Raw genomic sequence first — 23,881 nt, 5'->3', positions numbered from 1 at the left:
AATTTAGTCAATGAAAACGTTCAACATTCCTGATTTTTACCGGAGCAGGATCATTACGCCGATTAAGGAATTCCGCCGTAAAAATGACAAGCTGAAACGTGACTATGCGCCTACATTGCTGGATTTCGGCCCGGTCCAATTTCTGATTGCGCGCCACTTTGGATTTTGCTACGGGGTTGAAAACGCCATTGACATTGCTTATAAAGCCATTGCAGAGAACCCTGATAAAAGAATTTTCCTGCTCAGTGAAATGATCCATAACCCGGACGTAAACCGCGATCTGGTGGACCGGGGCGTGCGTTTTATTATGGATACCAAAGGCAATCCGCTCATTCCCTGGGAAGAACTGAATGCGGATGACATTGTTATCGTCCCTGCATTTGGCACAACCGTTGAAAACCAGCAAAAACTGACAGAACTGGGCATTAATGCTTACGTTTATGATACAACCTGCCCGTTTGTAGAGAAAGTCTGGAACCGCGCCGCGCAGATCGGAGAGAAAAATTATACGATCATTGTCCACGGCAAGCCCAATCACGAAGAAACCCGCGCCACATTCTCGCATAGCAAGGAAAATGCGCCGACCGTTGTGGTTGAAAATATGTCCCAGGCCGAACGTCTTGCCGAATACATGAAAGGCACATTGCCTGCGGAGCAGTTTTTCCAGGATTTTAATGGTCAGTATTCCAATGGCTTTGATCCGGAAAAAGATTTGCAGCGTATCGGCGTCGTGAACCAGACTACAATGCTGGCATCTGATACACAAGGCATTGCTGACTACTTGAAAAATGTAATGATCAAACATTACAGCCTCCGTCCCGAACAGGTGGAAGATCGCTTCGCCAACACGCGCGACACATTATGCTACGCTACGAATGATAACCAGGATGCGACTTACGCGTTGCTGACGCATGAGGCTGATCTTGTGATCGTTGCGGGTGGTTATAACAGTTCCAACACAACACATCTGGTCGAGCTTTGTGAGCAGAAATTCCCGACTTATTTTATTGAGTCAGTCAATAAAATTTTGGATAAACAGCTGATCCGTCATTTTAACCTCCATTCCAAAGAGGAAATGGTGACAGAAAACTATCTCCCGCAACATACGCCTGCCCGCATTATGCTTACGTGCGGTGCTTCCTGCCCGGATGCAGTCGTAGAAGGAATTTTGATGCGCTTACTTTCATTTTTTGAGGGCTCGAAAGACATCAATGAGGTGATGCAGCAATTTTAAATTGAACCGGAAAAACATTTAACTTACCGTTCGCTCAATTAAGTAGGCTTACCGGTTTTGCTGAAATTATATTCGTAGGATGGCTCAAAACGGCCGTCCTATTTTCGTTTCTTACGTGTGTTCTCACTTACGTTTACTCCCTTCGTGATTATGAAAAAGACTTCTGCTTTTGCAATCTTTTTATCCCTTTTTATTCCAATCCTTTTTAACAGTTGCTCTTCTCTTAATGAAATTCGCGTCGCCGGGACCAACTTTAACGATGAGATCAGCCAGTCCCAAAATCTGATTTTTACATTTAACAAAGACATTGTCGCCGAAAGCGAGCTGAATGATTGGGATTCAACACAATATGTACAATTCGAACCGGCGGTGCGTGGAAAATTCAAATGGTCTGCGCCTAATGAGCTCGTTTTCTCGCCTGTCGCGGGATTTGGAGCCGCTACAAAATATACGGCCAAACTTACCGATCAGCTGACGGAGAAGATTGATAAAGACACAAAATTATCCGTTTCAAAAGAGCCGCTCGACTTCCATACGCCTTATCTTCAATTGGTCGAAACGGAAAGCTGGTGGGCCCTTTCGCAGGAAAGCGGCAAGCAGGAAGCCAGATTGAGGTTAATTTTCAATTATCCGGTAAGCAGCCAGAATGTTGCAGAAAAATTGAAAGTATCGCTCGCAGATAAGTCTTTGGATTACAGAATATTACCGGTTACGAACGAACATTCGGTCACGCTCGCCATCAGCAACGCTGGCAAGACAGACAACAACCCCATTCCTGTTAACATCGCCATTGAAAAGGGCCTGAAAGTCCAGAACACTTCTTATATAAGCCAGGAAGCGATTAGCAGAAGCGCAAGCCTGCCTTCGCCGCTTCATCTTGAAATTGTGAATATTAAAACCGGTTTTGAAAACAATTCCGGATACGCCCGCATTATTACGACCCAGGAACTGGACAAAGAAAGCATTGCAAATGGCTTCAAGCTAAGCCCGGAAATTCAGGTTCAAACGGAACCGACAGAAAACGGCTTTATCATACGCGGTGAATTTAACGAGACAGAAACTTATAATTTACTGATTAATAAAACATTGAAGGGTGTTTTGGGCGCATTTCTGGAAGATGAAACATCCAAGGACCTGTTTTTCGGGAAAATGCCTGCGTCCATTGCTTTTGCCAACAAAAAAGCACTTTATATGACGCCTAAGGGCTCCAAAAACCTCGGCGTTCAGATCGTGAATATTCCCAAAGTGCAGGTGAAAGTTTCCAAATTATACGCGAACAACATTCTGAGTTACGTCCGTAACAACCGCTGGAACGAATACGGCTATTCGGGCGACGAATGGGTGGAAACCGGCGCCTTTAATTACAGCGATGACCGTGATAATGAGCTGAGTGACGTCATTGTTGACAAAACTGTCGAAACCGAAAACCTCCCGAAAAGCAAAGGTATTTCAGCATTGAATGTGGCCCTACCCGAAGATAATCAGCGCAAAGGCGTATATCTGGTTTCGGTCAATTCAAAAGATGAAGCCTATCTGGGTGCGACCAAACTTGTCTCAATTTCCGACATCGGCTTGATCGCTAAAAAGGGCAAAGACGAAATGTGGATTTTTGCCAATTCCATTAAAACAAATGAGCCGCTCGGCGATATAGAAATCACGCTCATCAGCTCAAATAATCAGACTGTCCACACCGCAAACACCAACGGCGACGGCATTTTGCACATTGAGAAACTCAGCGAAAAAGCGCCGGGATTCAAAATCGCCATGTTAACAGCGACTTTCAAGGAGGATTTTAATTATCTGATCTTAGAGGATACGCAAGTGGAAACCTCGCGATTTGAAGTGGAAGGTTTGCGGGATAATGCCTCCGGTTTACAAGCTTTTATTTACGGACAAAGAGACATTTACCGCCCGGGTGAGACGATGCATTTCAACACGGTTATCCGCACAAAAAAATGGGATAGCGCCAAAGAAATCCCGCTTAAACTACGCATGGTGACGCCCAATGGCCGTGAATATCGCACCTGGCGTAAAAATACAAATGCTCAGGGCGCCGTAGCAATTGAAGTGCCTGTTGACGCGGCCGGGCTTACCGGAACATATGTTCTGGAAGTTTACAATGGTAACGACATTCTGCTTGCCTCGCATGCTGTTAGCGTGGAAGAGTTCATGCCGGACCGGATCAAAGTGGATTTGAGCGGCGCAGCGAAGGAATATGTATCCGGAAACAATGTATCATTGACCGCAACTGCAACTAACTTATTTGGGCCACCCGCCAGCAATCGCACTTACCAGATGGACGCCCAGTTCAAAAGAAAAGGCTTTTTTGCGGCTGCTTTCCCGGAATTTGTATTTGACATTCCGGGCGAAACAGCATTTGAAAAACAAAGCCGCCAGGGAGTTACGAATGAGCAGGGACAAGCCACCGAAAGTTTCCCGATTGCCGCCGGCCTGAAAGACATTGGCGTGCTGGAAGGAAAAATATTCGTGACCGTTTTTGATGAAAATGGCCGCCCGGTCAATCGTTTACAGCGGTTTGATGTTTTCACGCAGCCAACATTTTACGGAATCCGCCTTCCTGACGCCTACGTAGGGACCAATGTGCCGGTTCCTGTTGAAATAGTCGGTGTTAATAATAAAGGTGTTTTGAAAAAAAGCGCTGCCAAGATCGAGGTTGTCCGCCTTGAATATCAAACCGTTGTTGAAAAAAGATACGATGTGCTGCAATACACTTCCCGGAAAAGTGAAAAGACAGTCTATTCAACAACATTAGACCTTAAAAACGGAAGAGGAAGCATTCAATACGTTCCCACGATCTCGGGAGAATATGAGGTTCGGGTGCGTCGCCCAGGCGCGGAACATTATACACTTGCTCATTTTTATGCATACGGCTACGGTTACACGCAATATTCTTCATTTGAAGTAAGTCATGAAGGCCGCGTGCTGATGGAAACCGATAAGCGCAATTATAAGGTTGGAGAGTCGGCTAAGGTTTTGTTCAAAACGCCTTTTGACGGAACGCTGCTGGTTACAGTCGAACGCAACAATGTGCTCGAACAGCATATTTTAAAGACGGAGAAAAAGGCTGCGGAATTGACATTGAAGCTGAAAGAAGAGCATTTACCCAACGTCTTTATCACCGCCACATTAATCCGCCCGTTCGACACCACGGACATGCCCCTGACCGTCGCGCACGGATTCACTCCTATCCTGGTCGAAGACCCGGACCGAAAACTGCCTGTTGCTATAACGGCCATTGAAAAATCGAGATCCAAAACAAAACAACAAATCAGAATTAAAACCGCACCGAATGCGCAGGTAACGCTGTCCGTTGTCGATGAAGGCATTTTGCAGATCAAAAATTCCAAAACGCCAGACATTCACGGCCACTTTTACCAGAAATGTGCCCTGGAAGTAACCACGCACGATTTATATGCGCAGCTATTTCCGGAACTGACCATAAGCGGCTCGTCCAGCTTTGGTGGTGATGGTTATGATCTGGAAAGAAGGATCAATCCTTTGAGTAATGGCCGGACAGAGTTGGTTTCATTTTGGAGCGGCATATTAACCGCGAATAGCAACGGGGAAGTCAATTTCGACGTCAATCTGCCACAATTCAGCGGCGATCTTCGCATTATGGCCGTGGCTTATAAAGACAACGCCTTTGGTTCGGCAACAAAAAACATGAAGGTCGCCGATCCAGTGGTGATCAGCGCAGGTTTACCCAGATTTTTAAGTCCTGGCGATGAATTAACATTGCCTGTCAACATCAGCAACACAGAAAGCAAACCCGCAAATGCAACCGTCTCAGTCCAGCTAAATGGCCTGCTAACATCAGGAGCTGTTCCTTTGACTCAAAAAATGACGATCTTGCCTGGAAAAGAAGCACGCGCCGTCTTTTCAGTGAAAGCCTTACAATCGATCGGACTTGCGAACATTACGGTGAAAGTTTCGGCATTTGGCGAGACTTTTACGAATCAAACCAACATTACGGTTCGGCCCGCGTCGCCGCTTCTGAAATCGAGTAACTCAGGTCAGATTGCAGCCGGGAAATCAGGATTGATCAATCTTGCCACCACCTTCATTCCTTCTACCAGCAGAAGTCAGATCGTTTTGAGCCGGTCGCCATTGGTGCATGGCGGTGGAAAGGCACTTTCTACATTGCTTGGTTATCCTTATGGTTGTCTGGAACAGACCGTTTCCAGGGCATTTCCCCAGATTTATTTTGCTGATCTTACCAAAGCGATGGCCGCGCCGATCTACACAGTGAAAAGTGGCGCGAGCGATTTCAATCCTATGACCAATGTGCAACAGGCTATCCGGAAAGTGGAGTCGCTGCAACTATTTAATGGCGGAATGACGATGTGGCCGGGTTCGACGCAGGAAGATTGGTGGGCCACCGCATATGCAGCCCATTTCCTCGAAGAAGCAAGAAGGGCAGGCTTTGAAATTAACGCGAAAACACTCAGCCGTGCATTGGATTACCTTAAAACACAAACCGGAAACACGGCAAACAAAGAAGTCGTAACCGCAAGCACCGGAAACAGCTTGAATTACGGAAATGAGCCATCATCCGGATCCCAATCCAGAAAGACAGTGGCGCGTAGAGAAGCCATTTATTCGCTTTACGTCTTGGCGCTGAACAGCCAGCCTAACCGGGCTTCCATGAATTATTACAAGCAAAACCCGCATTTGCTTACATTGGATTCCAAATATTTACTTGCAGCCGCATTTCAGCTGGCAGGTGACATAAGAAGTTTTAATGCGCTATTGCCCAAAAAATATGTCCCTGAAAACGGCACACAAGGCTTTGACAACAGCTATTCTTCGCCATTGCGGAACATGTCATTGGTTTTGAATACACTTATAGAGTCTGATCCAGACAATATGCAAATCCCTGTTTTGGCCCGCCAGCTATCCAAAACAGTTCAATCCGCCGCATATCTGAATACACAGGAAGCAGCATTCTCCGTTCTGGCATTAGGAAAACTGGCTAAAAAGACCTCAGGATCAACCGTTACTGCGACCGTTTCAGCCAATGGAAAGAATGTGGGAACATTTACGGGCAAAGAGCTTAAAATCGCAAAAGGAATTGATAACCAGAAGGTTTCAATCCAAACGCAGGGCTCAGGCGATTTGTATTGGTTTTCGCAATCTGAGGGCATGTCCGCAACAGGCACATATGCGGAGGAAGATCAGGGGTTAAGCATTCGCAGGCAGTTCCTTACCCGTGACGGCGCACCTGCTAATACATTCAAACAGAATGATCTGGTCATCGTAAAGCTAACATTAACCAGCACAAACGGCCTGCCGATTGATAACATTGTAGTAACTGATCTGTTACCATCCGGCTTTGAAATTGAAAACCCAAGAATTACGGAGCCGCGCGATATGCCATGGATCAAAAATGCTTCAAGCCCTGACTATCTGGACATTCGAGACGACCGCATTCACTTTTTCACCACTGCTAACAATACGGCCAAGACCTTCTATTACCAGGTCCGCATTGTTTCCAAAGGCACATTTACAGTAGGACCGGCTGCCGCGGACGCCATGTATCAGGGCGAATATCGCAGCTATTCGGGAGGCGGAAAAATTAAGGTTGAGTAATTAAAAATAAAAGAAACGCAGAATCAAACCACCGGCGACGGCTCCTAAAACGGGGCCAGCCACTGGTATCCAACCATAGGACCAGTCGGAGCTGCCTTTGTTTGGAATTGGCAGAATGGCATGTGCGATCCTGGGTCCCAGATCCCGGACCGGGTTAATGGCATAACCCGTCGTGCCGCCTAATGACAAGCCGATGCTCCAAACCAGCATTCCAACCAGATAAGGCGCAAAACCCGAAGGAATTCCACCTCTTTCAGGATCCGAAGTGCCGGCATAACCAATGGCCACAATGCCGATAATGAGGATAATAGTTGCAATAAATTCACTCATGAAGTTCGCTCCCGTCGACCGGATAGCAGGGCCTGTGGCAAAACAGGCCAGCTTAGAACCCTGATCTTCTGTGGCTTTCCAATGTGGCAGATATTGAAGCCAGACAAGCACTGAGCCCAAAAACGCGCCAATCAGCTGTGCCGGAATGTAACTGGCTATCAGGCTGTAGTCCTGTCGAAGAAACGCAAACCCAATGGTAACGGCAGGATTCAAATGGGCCGCGGCGCTGCCAAAAGCATTGGCCGTAAAAACCCCGATCATTACTGCAAAACCCCAGCCTGCGGTAATCACAATCCAACCCGCGTTTTCTCCCTTGGTTTGTTTGAGAACAACATTGGCAACGACGCCATTGCCTAGTAAAATGAGGACCATTGTTCCGATTAATTCTCCAAGAAAGGGTGAAGGCTGCATGAGTTACAAATAAGGTTGGATCGGCGAATATGCGAATTGTTTCATAATTTCTGACATCAATACCAAAAAGAATATTTCCTGCATTTTTTACCAATTTTCGACGCCGTTTTCTACTAACTTTGCCTGATAATCAATTTTTGTATTGAAAATCATGTCATTAAACCAACTTACGGCTATCTCTCCCGTTGACGGCCGTTATTACAAGCAAGTATCCGAGCTATCTGCTTATTTCTCCGAATATGCCCTAATTTATTACAGAGTTTATGTGGAGATCGAATACTTTATTGCTCTTTGTGAAATTCCATTGCCACAGTTAGCGGAGTTTGACAAGAAACATTATGCTTCCCTGCGCAAGATTTATGAGGATTTTAGTGAGGATGATGCGCTGCATATCAAAGACATAGAAAAAGTTACCAACCACGACGTTAAGGCCGTTGAATATTTTATAAAGGAACAATTCGAGAAACTCGGCATCGAGTCATGCCAGGAATTTATTCACTTCGGGCTTACATCGCAGGATATCAACAACACCGCGATTCCCCTTTCCCTTAAAGACGCGCTCGAACGTCAGATCAAACCATTGTTCCGTCAGGTTCTTTTTGTATTGAAAAGAATGTCGATCGAGTGGAAGAATGTGCCGATGCTGGCATTCACGCACGGACAACCGGCATCCCCTACACGCGTAGGAAAAGAGTTTCTGGTTTTTGTGGAAAGGCTGGAACGTCAGCTGGAAATGCTGGACAAAATTCCGCATTCGGCAAAATTCGGGGGAGCCACAGGAAACTTCAACGCACATCACGTGGCTTATCCGAAACAGGATTGGATGGCTTTTGCGAATCACTTTGTGGAAGGTTTGGGATTAAAAAGAAGCCGCCATACCACGCAAATCGAACATTACGATAACCTCGCCGCGACATTCGACTGCCTGAAAAGACTGAACACCATCCTGACCGACTTGAACCGGGATATGTGGACGTACATTTCAATGGGTTATTTCAAACAAAAAATCAAAGCCGGCGAAGTGGGTTCCTCGGCCATGCCGCATAAGGTTAACCCGATCGATTTCGAAAATTCAGAAGGAAACTTGGGATTAGCAACCGCATTATTTGAGCATTTCGCTGCAAAATTGCCAGTTTCCCGCTTGCAACGCGATCTTACGGATTCAACTGTTTTGAGAAACATTGGCGTGCCGCTGGCGCATTTGGCCATTGCATTGAACTCATTGATGAAAGGCTTGGGCAAAGTGGAGCTGAACGGAGAAATCCTGAAAGCTGAGCTGGAAGACAACTGGGCCGTAGTTTCGGAAGCGATTCAAACCATCCTGCGCCGCGAAAGCTATCCAAAACCTTACGAGGCATTGAAAGAGCTAACCAGAACAAACGAAAAAATCACCCACGATTCCATTTCCCGCTTCATAGAAACGCTGGATGTTTCTGAGAAGATCAGAGAAGAATTGAGAGCGTTGTCGCCGTTTAATTATCTGGGCGTTGTTGAGGATACGCATTGATTGCTTTGTCAGCCTGAATCGGGTTATTTGCCTGTCGGATTGAGTCGTGTTATTTGCCTGTCGGATTGAGTCGTGTTATTTGCCTGTCAGCCTGGGCGGAGTCGAAGGCGCGCTACTCCTGGGTAACGCGCCTTCGACTCCGCCCAGGCTGACAGGCAACTTGCTTGTAATCAACATCCTACCTCACCCGCACTTCGAAGAACCGCAATCCTTACACGTCAGACAACCTTCCTGATACAGCAAATTCGTTGAATTACAATTCTGGCACTTCTGCTTTTTTGCTTCCGTTCCGTCCGGAATGTATTGTTTCAATGCACGGGCAACGCCGTTTTTCCAGGTGTTGATGGATTCGTCCAGTTGCAGGCTGCTGATGAGGTCTACGACTTTTTCGATCTGCATTCCATGACGTAATGTACTGGAAATCAACTTCGCGTAATTCCAGTATTCAGGATTGAATTTATACGAGAGCCCTTCAATGGTGGTTTTATAGCCACGCGTATTTTTATATTGAAAATCGTAACGCGAACTGCCGTCTGCTTCGCGATTCTTGATAATTACACCTTCATTGACCCATCTTGGTAACAGAATCCCGTCTTCATCATCGGCAAGACCGGTGAAAATTTCATAAGGCTGGTTATCGATCAAGCCTACAAATGCAATCCATTTGTCTTTTTTGTTTTGGAAACGAACAACATCGGCTTCCAGAATCTGTGGTCTGGTCGTTGGGAAAGGCACATTACCGGCCACCGTTTCCTCTTTTTTCTCCGTATTGGCAATCAGAACGCCGGATCTTGAACCGTCGCGATAAACTGTAACTCCTTTACAGCCAGCCTTCCAGGCTTCCATATAACATTCTCCTACCAGTTCCTCGGTCACGTCATTAGGCATGTTAATGGTTACGCTGATAGAATGGTCCACCCATTTCTGGATAGCGCCCTGCATTTTTACCTTTTTCAGATAATCCACATCATTGGAAGTGGCTTTGTAGTAAGGCGATTTTTTAACAAGATCATCCAGCTCTTTTTGCGCGTAATTTTTGCTGATATCATGGCCATTGATCTCCATCCATTCCTTGAAACGGTGGTGGAAAACAACATATTCTTCCCAGGAATCGCCTACTTCATCCACAAAGTCTACACGAACGTCCTTATCGCCCGGATTCACTTTTCTTCTTCTTTTATAAACGGGCAGGAAAACCGGCTCGATGCCCGACGTCGTTTGGGACATTAAACTCGTCGTTCCGGTCGGTGCAATGGTCAGCATCGCAATGTTACGACGGCCATACTCCAGCATTTCGTAATAAAGCTGCGCATCTGCTTCTTTCAGCCTCAATATGAATGGGTTATTCTTTTCTCTTTCTGAATCAAAAATAGAAAATGCTCCCCTTTCCTTGGCAGTCTGCACCGATCCGCGATAGGCTTCCAGGGCAACGGTTTTGTGTATTTCGACTGCAAATTCGGTTCCTTCGTCACTTCCGTAACGCAGACCCAGCGCTGCCAGCATATCGCCTTCTGCGGTAATGCCGATTCCTGTTCTTCTGCCTTCTCTTGCTTTGGTTTGAATGTTCAGCCAAAGGTTGCGCTCCACTCTTTTAACCTCTTCGTCTTCCGGATCTTCATCGATTTTGCGAAGAATTGCATCCACCTTTTCCAGTTCGAGGTCGATAATGTCGTCCATCATGCGCTGCGCTGCCGCAACATGTTTTTTGAACAAATCCCAATTGAATGATGCCTCGCTTGTGAAAGGTTTGTCCACATAAGAGAACAAATTAATCGCCAGCAGGCGGCAGGAATCGTAAGGGCACAATGGAATTTCGCCGCAAGGATTGGTAGAAACTGTTTCATAACCCAAATCAGCATAGCAATCGGGCACAGATTCGCGAATGATCGTGTCCCAGAACAAAATCCCTGGCTCGGCCGATTGCCAGGCATTATGCACAATTTTTTTCCACAAAGCCGTCGCATCAATGTCCTTGATGTGCGTTGGCGTGGTGCTTTTGATCGGATATTGTTGCTTGTAAGTTTCGCCGGATTCGACAGCGCGCATAAATTCATCGTCAATGCGGACAGAAACATTGGCGCCGGTTACTTTGCCCTGCTCCAATTTTGCATTAATGAAATCCTCAGAATCCGGATGCCTGATTGCCACCGAAAGCATTAATGCCCCTCTGCGACCGTCCTGAGCCACTTCTCTTGTCGAATTCGAGAAGCGTTCCATAAATGGCACGATGCCCGTGGAGGTGAGCGCAGAGTTTTTAACGGGCGATCCTTTCGGACGAATGTGCGACAAGTCATGGCCCACACCGCCGCGTCTTTTCATCAACTGAACCTGCTCCTGATCAATCTTCATAATGCCGCCGTAAGAATCCGACGCACCATTGTTACCAATCACAAAACAGTTTGACAAGGAGGCAATCTGGTAAGGATTGCCAATGCCCGTCATCGGACTTCCCTGCGGAATAATGTATTTAAAATCTTTGATCAGATCAAAAACCTCGTCTTCACTTAATGGATTCGGGTAAATGGCCTCTATCCTTGCAATTTCCTTCGCAATGCGTCGGTGCATGTCGTCGGGCGTGGCTTCATATATGGCGCTATATGAATCTTTGAGCGCATATTTATTAACCCAAACGCGCGCCGCCAGATCGTCTCCTTTAAAGTATTGAAGCGAAGCCTGATACGCTTCGTCTGTCGTATAGGTCTGTTGTGTCTGTGTTGTTTTAGTAGATTCCATATCGCTTATATATCAAGAACATTGAATAAAAATCAAGTATTAAAAGTAACTCTTTTCTCGCTTCCATCTTCAAAATTTGTTCACTTTATTAACTTAATGTTAAACAATTGTTTACAAACTTTTTTTATAACTTTTTGTTAATGAGGTATATAGATAAGCTTCATTAAGAAAAAGTTTGCAAATTTTACTTTCACATCTTCCAAACAAAACATTTATATAAAAAAAACCGGCCCCAATGGAAGCCGGAAATTTTGAATTACCATGGCGAAATTTTGTCTTAACTCTTCATTTTGCTTAAAGTCGGCTAACAGATCTTTTAACTCAGTTCTTTCTGGTGATTTTAAAGCAGAGGCGTTTCTGTCTTTTAGCACTTATCTATATGAAACAAATATAGAATTATAATTTAGACCAAATATAAATAATTAAGAAAAATTTACTTTTCCATTCTTGAAACAATTTCTCGGACTTTTATTATTGTATCTTGAAAACTTGCACAAACCGCCCCGATCCTAGACCCCTATCCTATTGAAAAAGTTAGTTACAAATCTCACCTTCTGGGTTCTCACCGCCATAACGGCCGGTGCCTTAATGGGACATTATTTTCCGAAGCAGGCCGTGCAGATGGAGATTCTCGGAAAGGGATTTATTTCCATTGTTAAAGTATTTATTAACCCCATCATTTTCCTGACCATTACATTGGGGATCATCGGGATGGGTGATTTGAAAAAAGTTGGGAAAGTAGGTGCTAAGGCGCTGATTTACTTTGAAGTAGTAACAACGCTGGCGCTGATCGTGGGCGTTTTAGTGGCCAATCTAATCCGCCCCGGAGATGGCGTCGTAACCAGCAGTTTGCAGAAAGGCGACGCGTCTGCTTATACCAGCAAAGTGCAGGATTTCAGTTGGTTGCAATTTTTTCTTGATAATGTTACGCTTCAAGTTCTGCTGTTCTCATTGGTTTTGGGAACTGTTTTAAGTAAATATTCGGGTAAAGAAAAAGTCACGGAATGGCTGACTTTTTTGTCTAAATACATTTTCCGCGCTTTGCACCTGGTAATGATCTTCGCCCCTATCGGCGCATTCGGCGGAATGGCTTATACTATCGGAAAATATGGGATTGATACATTATTGCCGCTTGCCAAGCTCATGGGAACGGTTTACGCCACGATGGCCGTCTTTATTTTTGGCGTTCTAGGGCTGGTGATGCGAACTTACAAGATCAGTCTCTGGTCTTATTTGAAATACATTCGGGAGGAATTGCTGATTGTGCTCGGCACATCTTCTTCGGAAGCCGGTTTGCCTTCATTAATGGTCAAATTAGAAAGAATGGGGTGTTCCAAACCGGTTGTAGGGCTTGTCGTCCCGGCAGGTTATTCCTTCAATCTTGACGGAACAACGATTTATCTTTCTATGGCGACGATCTTCCTTGCACAGGTTTTCGATGTGCATCTCACATTCGGGCAGATTTTGTCATTGATCGGCATCCTGATGGTAACCTCCAAAGGCGCTGCGGGCGTTACGGGAAGCGGCTTTGTGGTGCTCGCATCCACATTAACTGCCATTAAAGTAATTCCCGTCGAAGGCCTGGCGCTGCTCCTGGGTGTCGACCGCTTCATGTCCGAAGCCCGCGCCATCACGAATTTCATCGGAAACGGCGTCGCCACAATCTGGCTCGCCAACAACGAAAAAGAATTCGACCGCAGCAAAATGGAATACGCCTTCGCGAATATTAACGAAACAGAGAACGTTATTACCGATAATTTGACAGATACAACACAAAGAGCGGATTCGGTTTAGAATTGAATTTTAAACACACATTAACACACTTATACATGCCTAAAAGCAATAAATTAATCGTTCAGAACATTGAGATCGGCTTACTAAATATTAACTCCGAAGACTATATATGTTTAACAGATATGGTAAAAGCAAAGGAGGGAGAATTCTTCGTAAGTGATTGGCTAAGAAACGCTAACACACTCGAATATCTTCATGCCTGGGAGGGAATGCATAATCCTCAATTTAATCATGGCGAATTCGCCGCAATTAGAAATCAGTCAGGTATCAATTCATTTAAGGTCAGTGTCAAAGAATGGGTTGCTAAAACAAATGCGATTGGGATTCTGGCAGGGTATACCAAGGCGAAAGAGTGGCTGCTCTATGCGGACGAAGCTGATTTGCTGAATATTGCAATGTGGGGATGTACCGCGAGAGATTGGAAACAGGCAAATCCGAAAAGGGCTTTGAATGGTGAAAATATCCGTGATATGGCAAGCATCAATGACCTGGCCATTTTATCGAATATTGAAAGTTTGAACTCAATATTAATCAGCCAAAACTTGTCCAAGGCCGAGCGACTGAGGTTTTTAGCCAATACAGTTGAACAGCAACGGAAATCGCTGGAAGGAATTGATCTCATAAAAGGAATCAAAAAACTAAATGATAGCACATTCTTAAATGCCAAAAATTAACTTTGAAAATTCAGTAACAAGCTTTTTACAAAAATGACAACGGATAATATTGAGATACTGACCCGGGGACAAAGGGGTTTCATTGGAGAAGAATTTGATTTGAAAAAATGGGAGGATGTCGAGCCTTTTTTCGAGAATCTGAAAAACAGGGAGATCAATTCTGCGGAAGATTTGGAGCAATGGTTTATGGACCGCAGTGAGATAGAGTCCTATTTATCGGAAAACTTTGCATGGCGCTACATCCGGCAGACCTGCGACACGGCTAACACGAGCCTGATCAATGCATTGCAGTTTTTTATCACCGAAATTCAGCCCAAATTAGCGGAATACGGCAACGCACTGGACAAAAAAGTAGTAGACAGCCCCTATCTGGCCGAATTGAAGGAACCCGGCTTTGCAATCACGTTGCGTGGCATGAAAAAGGCCATCGAGATTTTTCGGGAAGAAAACATTCCGCTGATTACTGAAATGCAGACCGAAGAGCGCCGTTACGGAGCCATTGCCGGTGCTATGACGGTGACTTTGGACGGTGAAGAAATGACTTTGCAAAAGGCAGCCGACCGCCTTCAATCCACAGACCGGAACATTCGTGAAGAAGCCTGGCGTGCTATCAGCGGCAGACGCTATGACGACCACGAACAACTGGACGAGCTGCTGGGGAAGCTGGTAACATTGCGTGATCAGGTTGGTAAAAATGCGGGTTTTGCGAATTACCGCGATTATATGTTCGCTGCCATGGGCCGGTTTGATTATACGCCGGAGGATTGCTTCAATTTCCACGGCTCGGTGAAAAAAGCGGTCGTTCCTATGCTCGATGAAATGGCGGCCAACAGAAAAGAAGCTCTGAAAGTAGATGCGCTTCGTCCGTGGGATACAAAAGTGGATCCGCAGGGACTGGCGCCATTGAAACCATTCGCAACGGGAGAGGAATTGCTCAATAAAACGATCCGCTGCTTTTCCAGGCTAGACCCGTTCCTGGGCGATTGCCTGACCACGATGAAGAACATGAAACATCTTGATCTGGAATCCAGGAAAGGAAAAGCGCCGGGCGGCTACAACTATCCGCTGGACGAAATTGGTGTTCCGTTTATTTTCATGAATGCGACTTCCAATTTGCGCGATATGGTAACATTGCTGCACGAAGGCGGCCACGCGGTGCATTCGCTGGTGACGCGGAATTTGAAGCTCAATTCATTCAAGCACACGCCTTCCGAAGTGGCCGAGCTGGCTTCCATGTCGATGGAGCTGATCACGATGGATTACTGGGATGAGTTTTTCGAAAATGAAAATGATTTGAAACGAGCCAAAATCCAACATTTGGAATCCATCCTGGAAACACTCCCGTGGGTGGCGACGGTGGATAAATTCCAGCATTGGATGTATGATAATCCGCAACATTCGGCTGCTGAACGCACAGATGCCTGGGTTCGCATTTATGAAGAATTTACGGATCACGTAATGGATTGGAGCGGTCTTGAGATTTATAAAAAATACCTTTGGCAGCGTCAGTTACACATTTACGAGGTGCCTTTCTATTATATCGAATACGGCATTGCGCAGTTGGGAGCGATCGGCGTTTGGAAAAATTACCGTCAGGATGCTGCAAAAGGCCTGAAAGGTTATCTGGATGCGTTGAAGCTGGGTTATACCGCAACAATCGGTGAGATATATGAAGCTGCCGGCATTCCATTCGACTTCTCGGAGCAGCATATCACTGATCTGATGCAATTTGTCCGCAACGAACTGGCCGAACTAAAAAAGTACATTTCGTCCGGGCTGATTTGGTGGTTATGAAAATGACGGTTATTTTTGCCCATATTACTATGAACGATCAAAGAAATGAAATTCTATAAAATTGTTGCATTTGTTGCTTGTCTTGCGTTGCTTTCATCATGTGACTATCAGAAATACAATCACATTGAGCAAAAAGACCTGAATACTGGTAACGAATTGGTTTACGGCGTAAGCCCGGACTCATTGCCACGTCAAATGTCGTTGAAATATGAGGCTAAGCCAGAACTGGAAACGCGTGTAAACGATATCCGTGCCAAGTTATACAGCGGCACGACGAACGCAGTGGTTAAACAATAGTATATTTCCGCCTATATAAGAAGATATCCTCATACAACTGGGGATATCTTTTTTTTGAAATCCTGTTTATAACATATTGAACAATTTCAATACAGGTTGCAGCATATATTCCTCCTGAAACCGTTCCATTGAATAACTGAGTTGTGACAATTGAACATTTTTAATTTACTTTACGTATTCGTGGCAGAAAAATACTTGTATTAAATACAAAAGGACAGGCAATTAAAAATACAAAAAAACATGAATATAGCATTGGTAACCGGCTCAGCCGGTCTGATTGGAAGTGAATCGGTTGCGTTTTTAGCGGATAAATTTGATCTGGTAATCGGTGTTGACAATAATTTAAGAGAATACTTTTTCGGCGCAGACGGAAATACAGAATGGAACCGTAACAGAATCCAGGATCAGTTTAATAACTACAAGCATTACGCTGCTGATATTCGTGAAGTTAGCCAGCTGGAACCCATATTTAAAGAATACGGAAACGACATTAAGCTGATCATCCACGCGGCCGCACAGCCAAGTCACGACTGGGCAGCAAAAGAGCCGTTTACAGATTTCGGTGTAAATGCGGTCGGAACGCTTAATATGCTGGAAATGACACGCTTGCATACACCAGAAGCTGTGTTTATTTTTACTTCTACTAATAAAGTTTACGGCGATAACCCCAATTATCTGCCATTGATCGAGCTGGAAACACGTTGGGAAATTGATCAAAACCACCCTTATTTCGAGAACGGGATTGACGAACAACACAGCATCGACCATACAAAACATTCGGTTTTTGGTGCTTCAAAAGTAGCTGCCGACATTATGGTTCAGGAATATGGCCGTTATTTTGGTATGAAAACGGCGGTTTTCCGTGGCGGATGTCTTACCGGTCCAAACCACTCCGGCGCTCAGTTGCACGGATTCCTTGCTTACCTGATGAAATGTGCCATTACCGGCAACCATTACACGATTTTTGGTTATAAAGGAAAACAAGTTCGCGACAACATTCACAGCCATGACCTTGTGAACATGTTCTGGCATTTTTATCAGAACCCACGTCCGGGCGAAGTGTATAATGCAGGTGGCGGTCGTTTTGCAAACTGTTCTATGCTGGAAGCCATTGCATTGTGCGAGCAAATTACCGGTAACAAGCTATCCTATTCATACTCAGACACAAACAGGATCGGTGACCATATCTGGTATGTGAGCGATCTTTCTAAATTCAAGTCGCATTATCCAGGCTGGAACTGGGAATATGGCCTGACTGAGACACTTACTCAAATTCACGACGGTATTTCTTCAAGATTAGCAAAAACCGTTTAAAAATCTTTCCGAAGCCTCCGAAATTACTCTTTCGGAGGCTTTCAAATTCCTCCCCCATGCCAGAAAATTTTGTCATTATCATTCCTCAATTCAACGACTGGGAGGCGCTGAACCTGCTTATACAAAAGATTAACGCGGATTTGAAGGCGTCGATCCTACAAAACACCACGCTATTTATCGTTGACGATTGCTCCTCCAAAGAAAGAACACAGCCATTTGTGCATTTCGGAGGCAAAGAGATCAAAGTCCTGCGCTTATACCGCAATCTTGGACACCAGAAAGCGATCGCCATTGGCCTTTCTTACGTGGCCGAACACATTGCCGCGGATAAGGTTATCGTAATGGACGCGGACGGCGAAGATGCACCAAGCGACATCAACTTGCTGGCTGAAAGATCATTACAAGAACCGGGCAAGATCATTTTTGCAGAACGTAACAAACGCACGGAGAATTTTTTGTTCAGATCTTTCTATGTGATCTATAAAATGCTTTTCAAGCTGCTGACCGGAAAAGTGATCACATTTGGCAATTTCAGTCTTGTGCCGCAAAACCGGTTGCAAAATCTCGTTCGGGTTTCGGAGATCTGGAATAACTATCCGGGCGGCATTATCCGGTCGAGAATCCCTTATGATTCCGTGCTCACAAACCGTGCTAAAAGGCTGGCCGGAGAAAGTAAAATGAACTTCGTTTCGCTGGTTTTGCATGGGTTAAGCGCCATTTCTGTGCTGGTGGACACCACTGCGGTCCGCATTTTGATATTCTCGATTTTCATGTCGGGCATCGCCATTGCTTTTATCATCTTCATCATTTTTCTGAAACTCATTGGCAATGCAACGCCCGGCTGGGCATCCACATTAGGCAGCACGCTTATGATCCTGATGTTGCAATCCTTCCTAATTTCGCTATTTTTGGTCTTTATGGTATTGCAATACCGTTCTCAACAACATTTCATTCCAGCGGTTCATTACCGCGATTTCGTTGAGAAAGTGGACACTTTTAGCTAGACCGCATGCTCACTTTTGACAATTCTCCGCCTGTATATTGGCTTATTGGATACGTGCTGGCGGCGTTTGTAATCTTTTCGGGTTCTTATAAATCCATTCCCACCAAAGGCTATCTCATATCAGCAATTACCCTCCTGATTTTCATGCGTTTACCAGTTATCGTTTTCAACCGGGAGCTCAATCCTGATGAAAGCCAGATGCTGAGCCACGCGATTACTTTATTCAAAGATCCCATTTATTGGCGCTCGGTGGACGGCACCACAATCGGTCCGCTTGACAATTATTTGCTGGTTATCCCAAGGTTACTGGGCTTCGAGATCAACTACACATCCGGCCGGGTGATGGGCCTCATTTGTGCGGCGGGTGCGCTGGTAATGCTGTTCTATGCTCTTAAAAACTGGTTTGGAGCGTCCGTTGCCCGTAAAATCTCCCTGGTTCCGCTGCTGTTTCTGGCTTTTACACAGGAGATTGACTTTGTCCATTATTCCAGCGAACAGCTTCCCGTCCTCTTGCTTTCTATTTGTGTCTGGTTACTTTCAAGAGCGACGCAGGGCCTTGGAAATGACAAGACTAACTTATATTTCCTTGGACTAGCCGCAGGTGCCGTCCCTTTTGCCAAGCTGCAAGCCGTTCCACAGGCGCTGGTTCTTGCTGCGGCTGGCTTATGGGTTGGTTACCAATGTTTTAAAACAAAAAAGGAGTTCAAGCCGGTTCTGTTTCTCTTGTTAGGAGGTGTTACATTTCCTATCCTGACACTCATTTGTACATTGATTTTCAATGTCTTTTCTGATCTGATTTTCTTCTATATTTTAGGAAACGTAATTTATGCGGGCGGAAAAGGATTTCTCGACATCCCAAGCCAGTTCATTACAATTTTCAGATTAAGCTCTGATTTCCAAATATTTACATTAGCATTGATCTTACCGATATGCATTGCATTTTACCAGATATTTCGTAGACCGAGTATGGGCAAAATGAAGCCCATTATTCCGGTGTCCATTCTATTGCTGTTGTTTTCAAGTATTTACGCGGTTACCAAGTCAGGTAACGATTTTATCCACTATCTCAATTTCTGCATTATCCCCTGCACATTGCTGGCGGGTTATGGTTTATCTAAAATTGAAAAATGGTCAGTTGCCTTCCCTGTTATCGTTTTGCTCTGGTTTGCTTCCAATGACGCGTATTACTATGTCAAAGAGCGTCGGTTGAACGCTTTTAATTCTGTAAATGCGCGAACGCTGGCGCAAAGTCCTGTTGTAATTGCTTTAAAAAAATACAGCAAACCTGATGATTACATGGCCGTTTGGGGCTGGCAATGTGCTTATTATGTAGAAGCCCAATTATTACAGGCCACCGCCGAAAACCACTCAGAGCGTTCCATTTTCCTTCATCCGATGCAGGATAAATACAAGAGCCGCTATATGGCTGACATTGAGCGAACTAAGCCTGCTATTGTCCTGGATGCGGTGGGGAAAAACAGCATGTGGGTGCAAAACAAAAAAGCCCAGGGAATTGAAAGTTACCCTGCGCTTTCGGAATATGTTAAAGCTAATTACAAACTGATCGGCAACTTCGATGACACACGTTTGTTTGTGCGCAACGACCGCCTATAATTGTGTCAAAACGTCTGTTTGCTGTGCGTTTTCAGCTTGAAGCAAGTCGTTTAATGTAGTTTGGTCCAATACAGCGAGGTTAGCGTCTCGCCATCTTTCCAGCACGGAGCGCAGGCTGCATGTTTCTTCATCTTTACAATCGTCGCAACGGCCGTAAAAGAACATCGAAACACAAAGTGCCGGCGCGATCGGACCGTCGATGATCCGCAATACTTTTGAAAAATTGACCTCACCTGGCGGAATGCGCAGCAAATAGCCGCCTCCTTTTCCCTTTTGACTTTGTAAAACTCCGTTGTTACGCAAGTCAAGTAGTATCGCCTCCAAAAATTTCTTTGGAATCTTCTCTTTTTCAGCAATGTAGGAAATCAAGACCGGCCCTTTCCCGTATTGTTCTGCTAAAACTTTTAAGGCTTTAAGCGCGTATTTTGCTTTTTTAGAAATCATTTTTGCTCAAATGTACTTTTAGTCAATTTAGCATACAGGGCGAATCTTTTTCATCCCGGATTAACGGATGATCAGTTCTAAATATCGAACATTTCACCAAATATCCTGCTAAATGCAGAACATTAATTGGTTAAACAATAATTCCCTTGAAAATTTACGAAGAAATTGCAGTGTCTAAGTGCTAGTTTCTAGGCGGCTTACCGCCGTTCAGCAAGCCTTGCATTCTTTCAAGCGTCTTCTTTTCGCCGCAAAGAGAAAGGAATGCTTCTCTTTCCAAATCGAGTAAATATTGTTCGGTAACATTCTGAGCATAACTCAAATCTCCGCCGTTGATCACATAAGCCAGTTTGTTGGCAATTTTAGCGTCGTGATCTGAAATATAATTGGCCAGTCGCATCTGCGCAATGCCTGCCATAAAGAGCGCAATCCCGGTTTTACCCTGAACCTTAATGTCATTTCGCTGCTTCGGCTGCGTATAACCGTTATCCGCCAGATCCATCGCTGCCTGTTTCGCCTCCACAATAAGTCTTGAACGATTGAGCACGATCTGATCTTTATCCTGTAAATAATTCATCTCACGCGCTTCCTGTGCCGAGGTCGACACTTTCGCTTGCGCAATGTTCATGAATGCAGTTTGAAGAATGTTCAATTCCGTATCGCCTGCGTGATACATATCCGAGCACCGAAGCGCCATTTCCTTCGTTCCGCCACCTGCGGGAATGATCCCGACGCCAAACTCTACTAGGCCGATGTAAGTTTCAGCATGCGCCACAACTTTGTCGGCATGTAAATTCAGCTCACAGCCACCGCCTAATGCCAGCGAATGAGGTGCGGTTACTACCGGAATGGAAGAATAACGCGCGCGCATCATGGTTTGCTGGAACTGTGCAATCACCATATTGATCTCATCGAATTCCTGCTCGATGGCAAACATAAACAACATAGCCAGGTTCGCACCGGCGGAAAACGCCTCGGATGATTCGTTGCCGATCACCAATCCCCGAAAGTCCTTTTCTGCCAAACTGATTCCTTTATTAATCCCTTCAATCACTTCGGAACCCATCGTGTTCATCTTTGACTTGAATTCAAGGTTCAGGATTCCGTCGCCGATGTCATACAGATTCGCCCCGGCGTTTTTCCAGACAATGTTGTTTGAAAGATTGCTCAGAAGAATAAAGCTCTCCTGTCCAGGGATTTTTTTATAGGTTTTTGAAACAATATCATAGTAAGAACGCTTACCATTTTCAACCTTATAAAAAGATTCGGTTCCGGCTGCGATCATTTCATAAACCCATTCCGCAGGTTTCATATCCAGGCTTTCCATGATCGAAAGCATGTTTTTCACACCAATGGCATCCCAGGTTTCAAATGGCCCATATTGCCAGCCAAATCCTGCGGCAATGGCCTGATCGATCCGGAAAATTTCATCCGAGATCTCTGGAATTCGCAAGGATGCGTATCTGAAAATGTCAGCGAACGTCTTTCTGTAAAATTCACCAGCCTTGTCCCTGCCGCCAACCAGCACGCCAAAACGTTTGGAAACGTCGCTGATGGCCTTGGTTCCTTCTAATGTTTCAAACTTAACTTTTTCAGAAGGCTTATATTCTAATGTATTGAAATCCAGTGCAAGAATGACAGATTTGCCTTTCTCATCCTTTATTTTTTTATAAAAACCCTGTCCGGTTTTATCCCCTAACCATTTGTTATCGTACAACTTCTGCATCACCTCAGGCACCACAAATGCGTCCCTCGATTCATCTTTCCCCTCTCCGGAAGCATACAAATTGTTCGCGACATGAACGGTTGTATCCAGGCCTACAACATCTGAAAGGCGATAAGTCCCTGACTTAGGGCGTCCTACAACTGGGCCGGTAAGCTTGTCCACTTCATCCACGCTCAAACCGATTTCAGCAGCGACCCGGATGGTTTGGATTAATGCATAAATTCCCAGCCTGTTAGCAATGAAACCAGGCGTATCTTTTGCTAAAACAGTGGTTTTGCCCAGAAAAAGATCTCCGTAATGCATCAGAAAATCAACAATTTCCTGATCGGTTTCTGAGGTTGGGATTATTTCCAGTAAGCGTAAATATCTGGGCGGGTTGAAAAAGTGCGTTCCGCAGAAATGCTTGCGGAAATCCTCGCTGCGGCCTTCCGCCATCAAATGGATCGGGATTCCGGACGTGTTGGAAGTTACGAGCGTTCCCGGCTTGCGCAGGGCATCCACTTTTTCGAAAATGCTTTTCTTAATATCGAGCCGTTCCACAACGACTTCCATCACCCAATCGTAATTTTTTATGTCAGCCAGGTTATCTTCAAAGTTTCCTGTTTTAATGCGTGAAGCAAAAGCCGGGCTGTAAAGTGGCGCCGGGGACGATTTTATGGCCTGCTGCAAGGCATCATTCACGATCCGGTTACGGAATGCCGGGTGTTCGCTGGTCATTCCTTTGGCCTTTTCAGCGTCATTAAGCTCCTTAGGGACGATGTCAAGCAACAACACTTCCACACCAATATTGGCAAAGTGGCAAGCAATGCGCGATCCCATAATGCCCGAGCCCAAAACGGCTACTTTACGAATTGAACGATTCATTATTTAAAGGTTTGGTTTAAAGCTCTTCTTCTATTTCGCCGGCTTTGAGTTTTTGATTCTCCTCTTCTACCAGTTTGTTGATATCCTTAATTACATCGAAAAAAACGACCAGCTTATCCAGCGGAATCTTGTCCCTGATCATCGTATTGAATGAAATAACGCCTTCCCGCGCCAGTTCCCGTTTTTCTTTTCCTAAATCAGTGAGCACAATCCGCACAAACCGCTTGTCCTGCTCGCTGACCTCGCGCTTGATGAGTCCGCGTTCTTCCAGGTTTTTGAGCATCCGCACGAGGCTTCGGGGTTCCATGCCCAGCAACGGGGCTATTTTGGTTGCCGGCGTTCCGTTTTCAATGTCAATGTTGAGCAGAACATAGCCTACGGCCATGGTTGTATCAAAACGTGCGGCGTAGGCATTGTACATTCTGGAAATCGAATGCCATGCCCATTTTATCTGGAAATCAATTGTTTTTTCCTTACGCATCGTTAAAAATTCTGAGTAGTGTCAGGAGTGCCCCTTTCCACAAATGTAAGAAAT

Annotated in this window: 15 protein-coding genes; 10 read left to right on the top strand and 5 right to left on the bottom strand. The window is 45.2% G+C overall.

The genetic code is table 11. The annotated features are described in order from the left end of the window. Nucleotides 1–10: 10 nt before the first annotated feature. Both G395_RS0121675 and G395_RS0121670 read left to right on the top strand, forming a co-directional pair. On the top strand, nt 11–1,234 hold the full coding sequence (locus tag G395_RS0121675; RefSeq protein WP_026631997.1) for a 4-hydroxy-3-methylbut-2-enyl diphosphate reductase: 1,224 nt from the start codon (nt 11–13) through the stop codon (nt 1,232–1,234). Between the two features lie 150 nt (nt 1,235–1,384). After that, nucleotides 1,385–6,844, top strand: a complete 5,460-nt coding sequence (locus G395_RS0121670; RefSeq protein WP_026631996.1) for an alpha-2-macroglobulin family protein — start codon at nt 1,385–1,387, stop codon at nt 6,842–6,844. Here the strand turns inward: G395_RS0121670 and G395_RS0121665 are convergent, their stop codons facing one another. Next, on the bottom strand, nt 6,845–7,585 hold the full coding sequence (locus G395_RS0121665) for an MIP/aquaporin family protein (protein ID WP_026631995.1): 741 nt from the start codon (nt 7,583–7,585) through the stop codon (nt 6,845–6,847). A 151-nt stretch (nt 7,586–7,736) separates the two neighbouring features. Here G395_RS0121665 and purB point away from each other — a divergent pair, with 151 nt between their 5' ends. Next, nucleotides 7,737–9,092 carry an adenylosuccinate lyase gene (gene purB, locus G395_RS0121660; RefSeq protein ID WP_026631994.1) on the top strand — a complete coding sequence of 452 codons (1,356 nt, stop codon included), beginning with the start codon at nt 7,737–7,739 and terminating at the stop codon, nt 9,090–9,092. Nucleotides 9,093–9,275: 183 nt separating this feature from the next. Here the strand turns inward: purB and G395_RS0121655 are convergent, their stop codons facing one another. Further along, the gene (locus tag G395_RS0121655; protein WP_026631993.1) at nt 9,276–11,825 is read right to left on the bottom strand and encodes an adenosylcobalamin-dependent ribonucleoside-diphosphate reductase; all 2,550 of its coding nucleotides are present in this window, start codon (nt 11,823–11,825) and stop codon (nt 9,276–9,278) included. 525 nt (nt 11,826–12,350) lie between these two features. Here G395_RS0121655 and G395_RS0121650 point away from each other — a divergent pair. From G395_RS0121650 to G395_RS0121620, 7 genes are all read left to right on the top strand, one after another. Next, a complete protein-coding gene (locus G395_RS0121650) occupies nt 12,351–13,619 on the top strand; it encodes a cation:dicarboxylate symporter family transporter (protein WP_026631992.1) in 1,269 nt (422 codons plus the stop codon). 35 nt (nt 13,620–13,654) lie between these two features. Continuing rightward, nucleotides 13,655–14,293, top strand: coding sequence for a KilA-N domain-containing protein (locus tag G395_RS0121645; protein WP_026631991.1), 639 nt, complete (start codon nt 13,655–13,657; stop codon nt 14,291–14,293). 33 nt (nt 14,294–14,326) lie between these two features. Continuing rightward, nucleotides 14,327–16,087, top strand: coding sequence for a M3 family oligoendopeptidase (locus G395_RS0121640; RefSeq protein WP_026631990.1), 1,761 nt, complete (start codon nt 14,327–14,329; stop codon nt 16,085–16,087). Between the two features lie 45 nt (nt 16,088–16,132). After that, nucleotides 16,133–16,384 (top strand): hypothetical protein, encoded by a 252-nt coding sequence (locus G395_RS0121635; protein ID WP_026631989.1) that lies wholly within the window; start codon nt 16,133–16,135, stop codon nt 16,382–16,384. A gap of 240 nt (nt 16,385–16,624) precedes the next feature. Continuing rightward, a complete protein-coding gene (locus G395_RS0121630; RefSeq protein WP_026631988.1) occupies nt 16,625–17,698 on the top strand; it encodes an NAD-dependent epimerase/dehydratase family protein in 1,074 nt (357 codons plus the stop codon). Nucleotides 17,699–17,754: 56 nt separating this feature from the next. Then, nucleotides 17,755–18,702 carry a glycosyltransferase gene (locus G395_RS0121625; RefSeq protein WP_026631987.1) on the top strand — a complete coding sequence of 316 codons (948 nt, stop codon included), beginning with the start codon at nt 17,755–17,757 and terminating at the stop codon, nt 18,700–18,702. A 5-nt stretch (nt 18,703–18,707) separates the two neighbouring features. Further along, nucleotides 18,708–20,315: a hypothetical protein gene (locus tag G395_RS0121620; RefSeq protein WP_026631986.1), complete on the top strand. Its 1,608-nt coding sequence runs from the start codon at nt 18,708–18,710 to the stop codon at nt 20,313–20,315. Here G395_RS0121620 and G395_RS0121615 read toward each other — a convergent pair. The 3 genes from G395_RS0121615 to G395_RS0121605 form a co-directional block, all read right to left on the bottom strand. Next, complete coding sequence (locus tag G395_RS0121615) at nt 20,310–20,759, bottom strand: RrF2 family transcriptional regulator (protein ID WP_026631985.1); 450 nt, start codon at nt 20,757–20,759, stop codon at nt 20,310–20,312. The two genes, G395_RS0121620 and G395_RS0121615, sit on opposite strands and share 6 nt — an antisense overlap. A 181-nt stretch (nt 20,760–20,940) precedes the next feature. Continuing rightward, nucleotides 20,941–23,346 carry a 3-hydroxyacyl-CoA dehydrogenase/enoyl-CoA hydratase family protein gene (locus G395_RS0121610; RefSeq protein ID WP_051350291.1) on the bottom strand — a complete coding sequence of 802 codons (2,406 nt, stop codon included), beginning with the start codon at nt 23,344–23,346 and terminating at the stop codon, nt 20,941–20,943. A 16-nt stretch (nt 23,347–23,362) separates the two neighbouring features. Further along, nucleotides 23,363–23,827, bottom strand: a complete 465-nt coding sequence (locus G395_RS0121605; protein ID WP_026631983.1) for a MarR family winged helix-turn-helix transcriptional regulator — start codon at nt 23,825–23,827, stop codon at nt 23,363–23,365. Nucleotides 23,828–23,881 lie beyond the last annotated feature (54 nt).

The organism is Dyadobacter alkalitolerans DSM 23607 (genome assembly GCF_000428845.1).
GTDB lineage: Bacteria > Bacteroidota > Bacteroidia > Cytophagales > Spirosomataceae > Dyadobacter > Dyadobacter alkalitolerans.
Note: the sequence above shows the minus strand (reverse complement) of the source record. Positions and strands in the feature narration are given on the sequence as shown.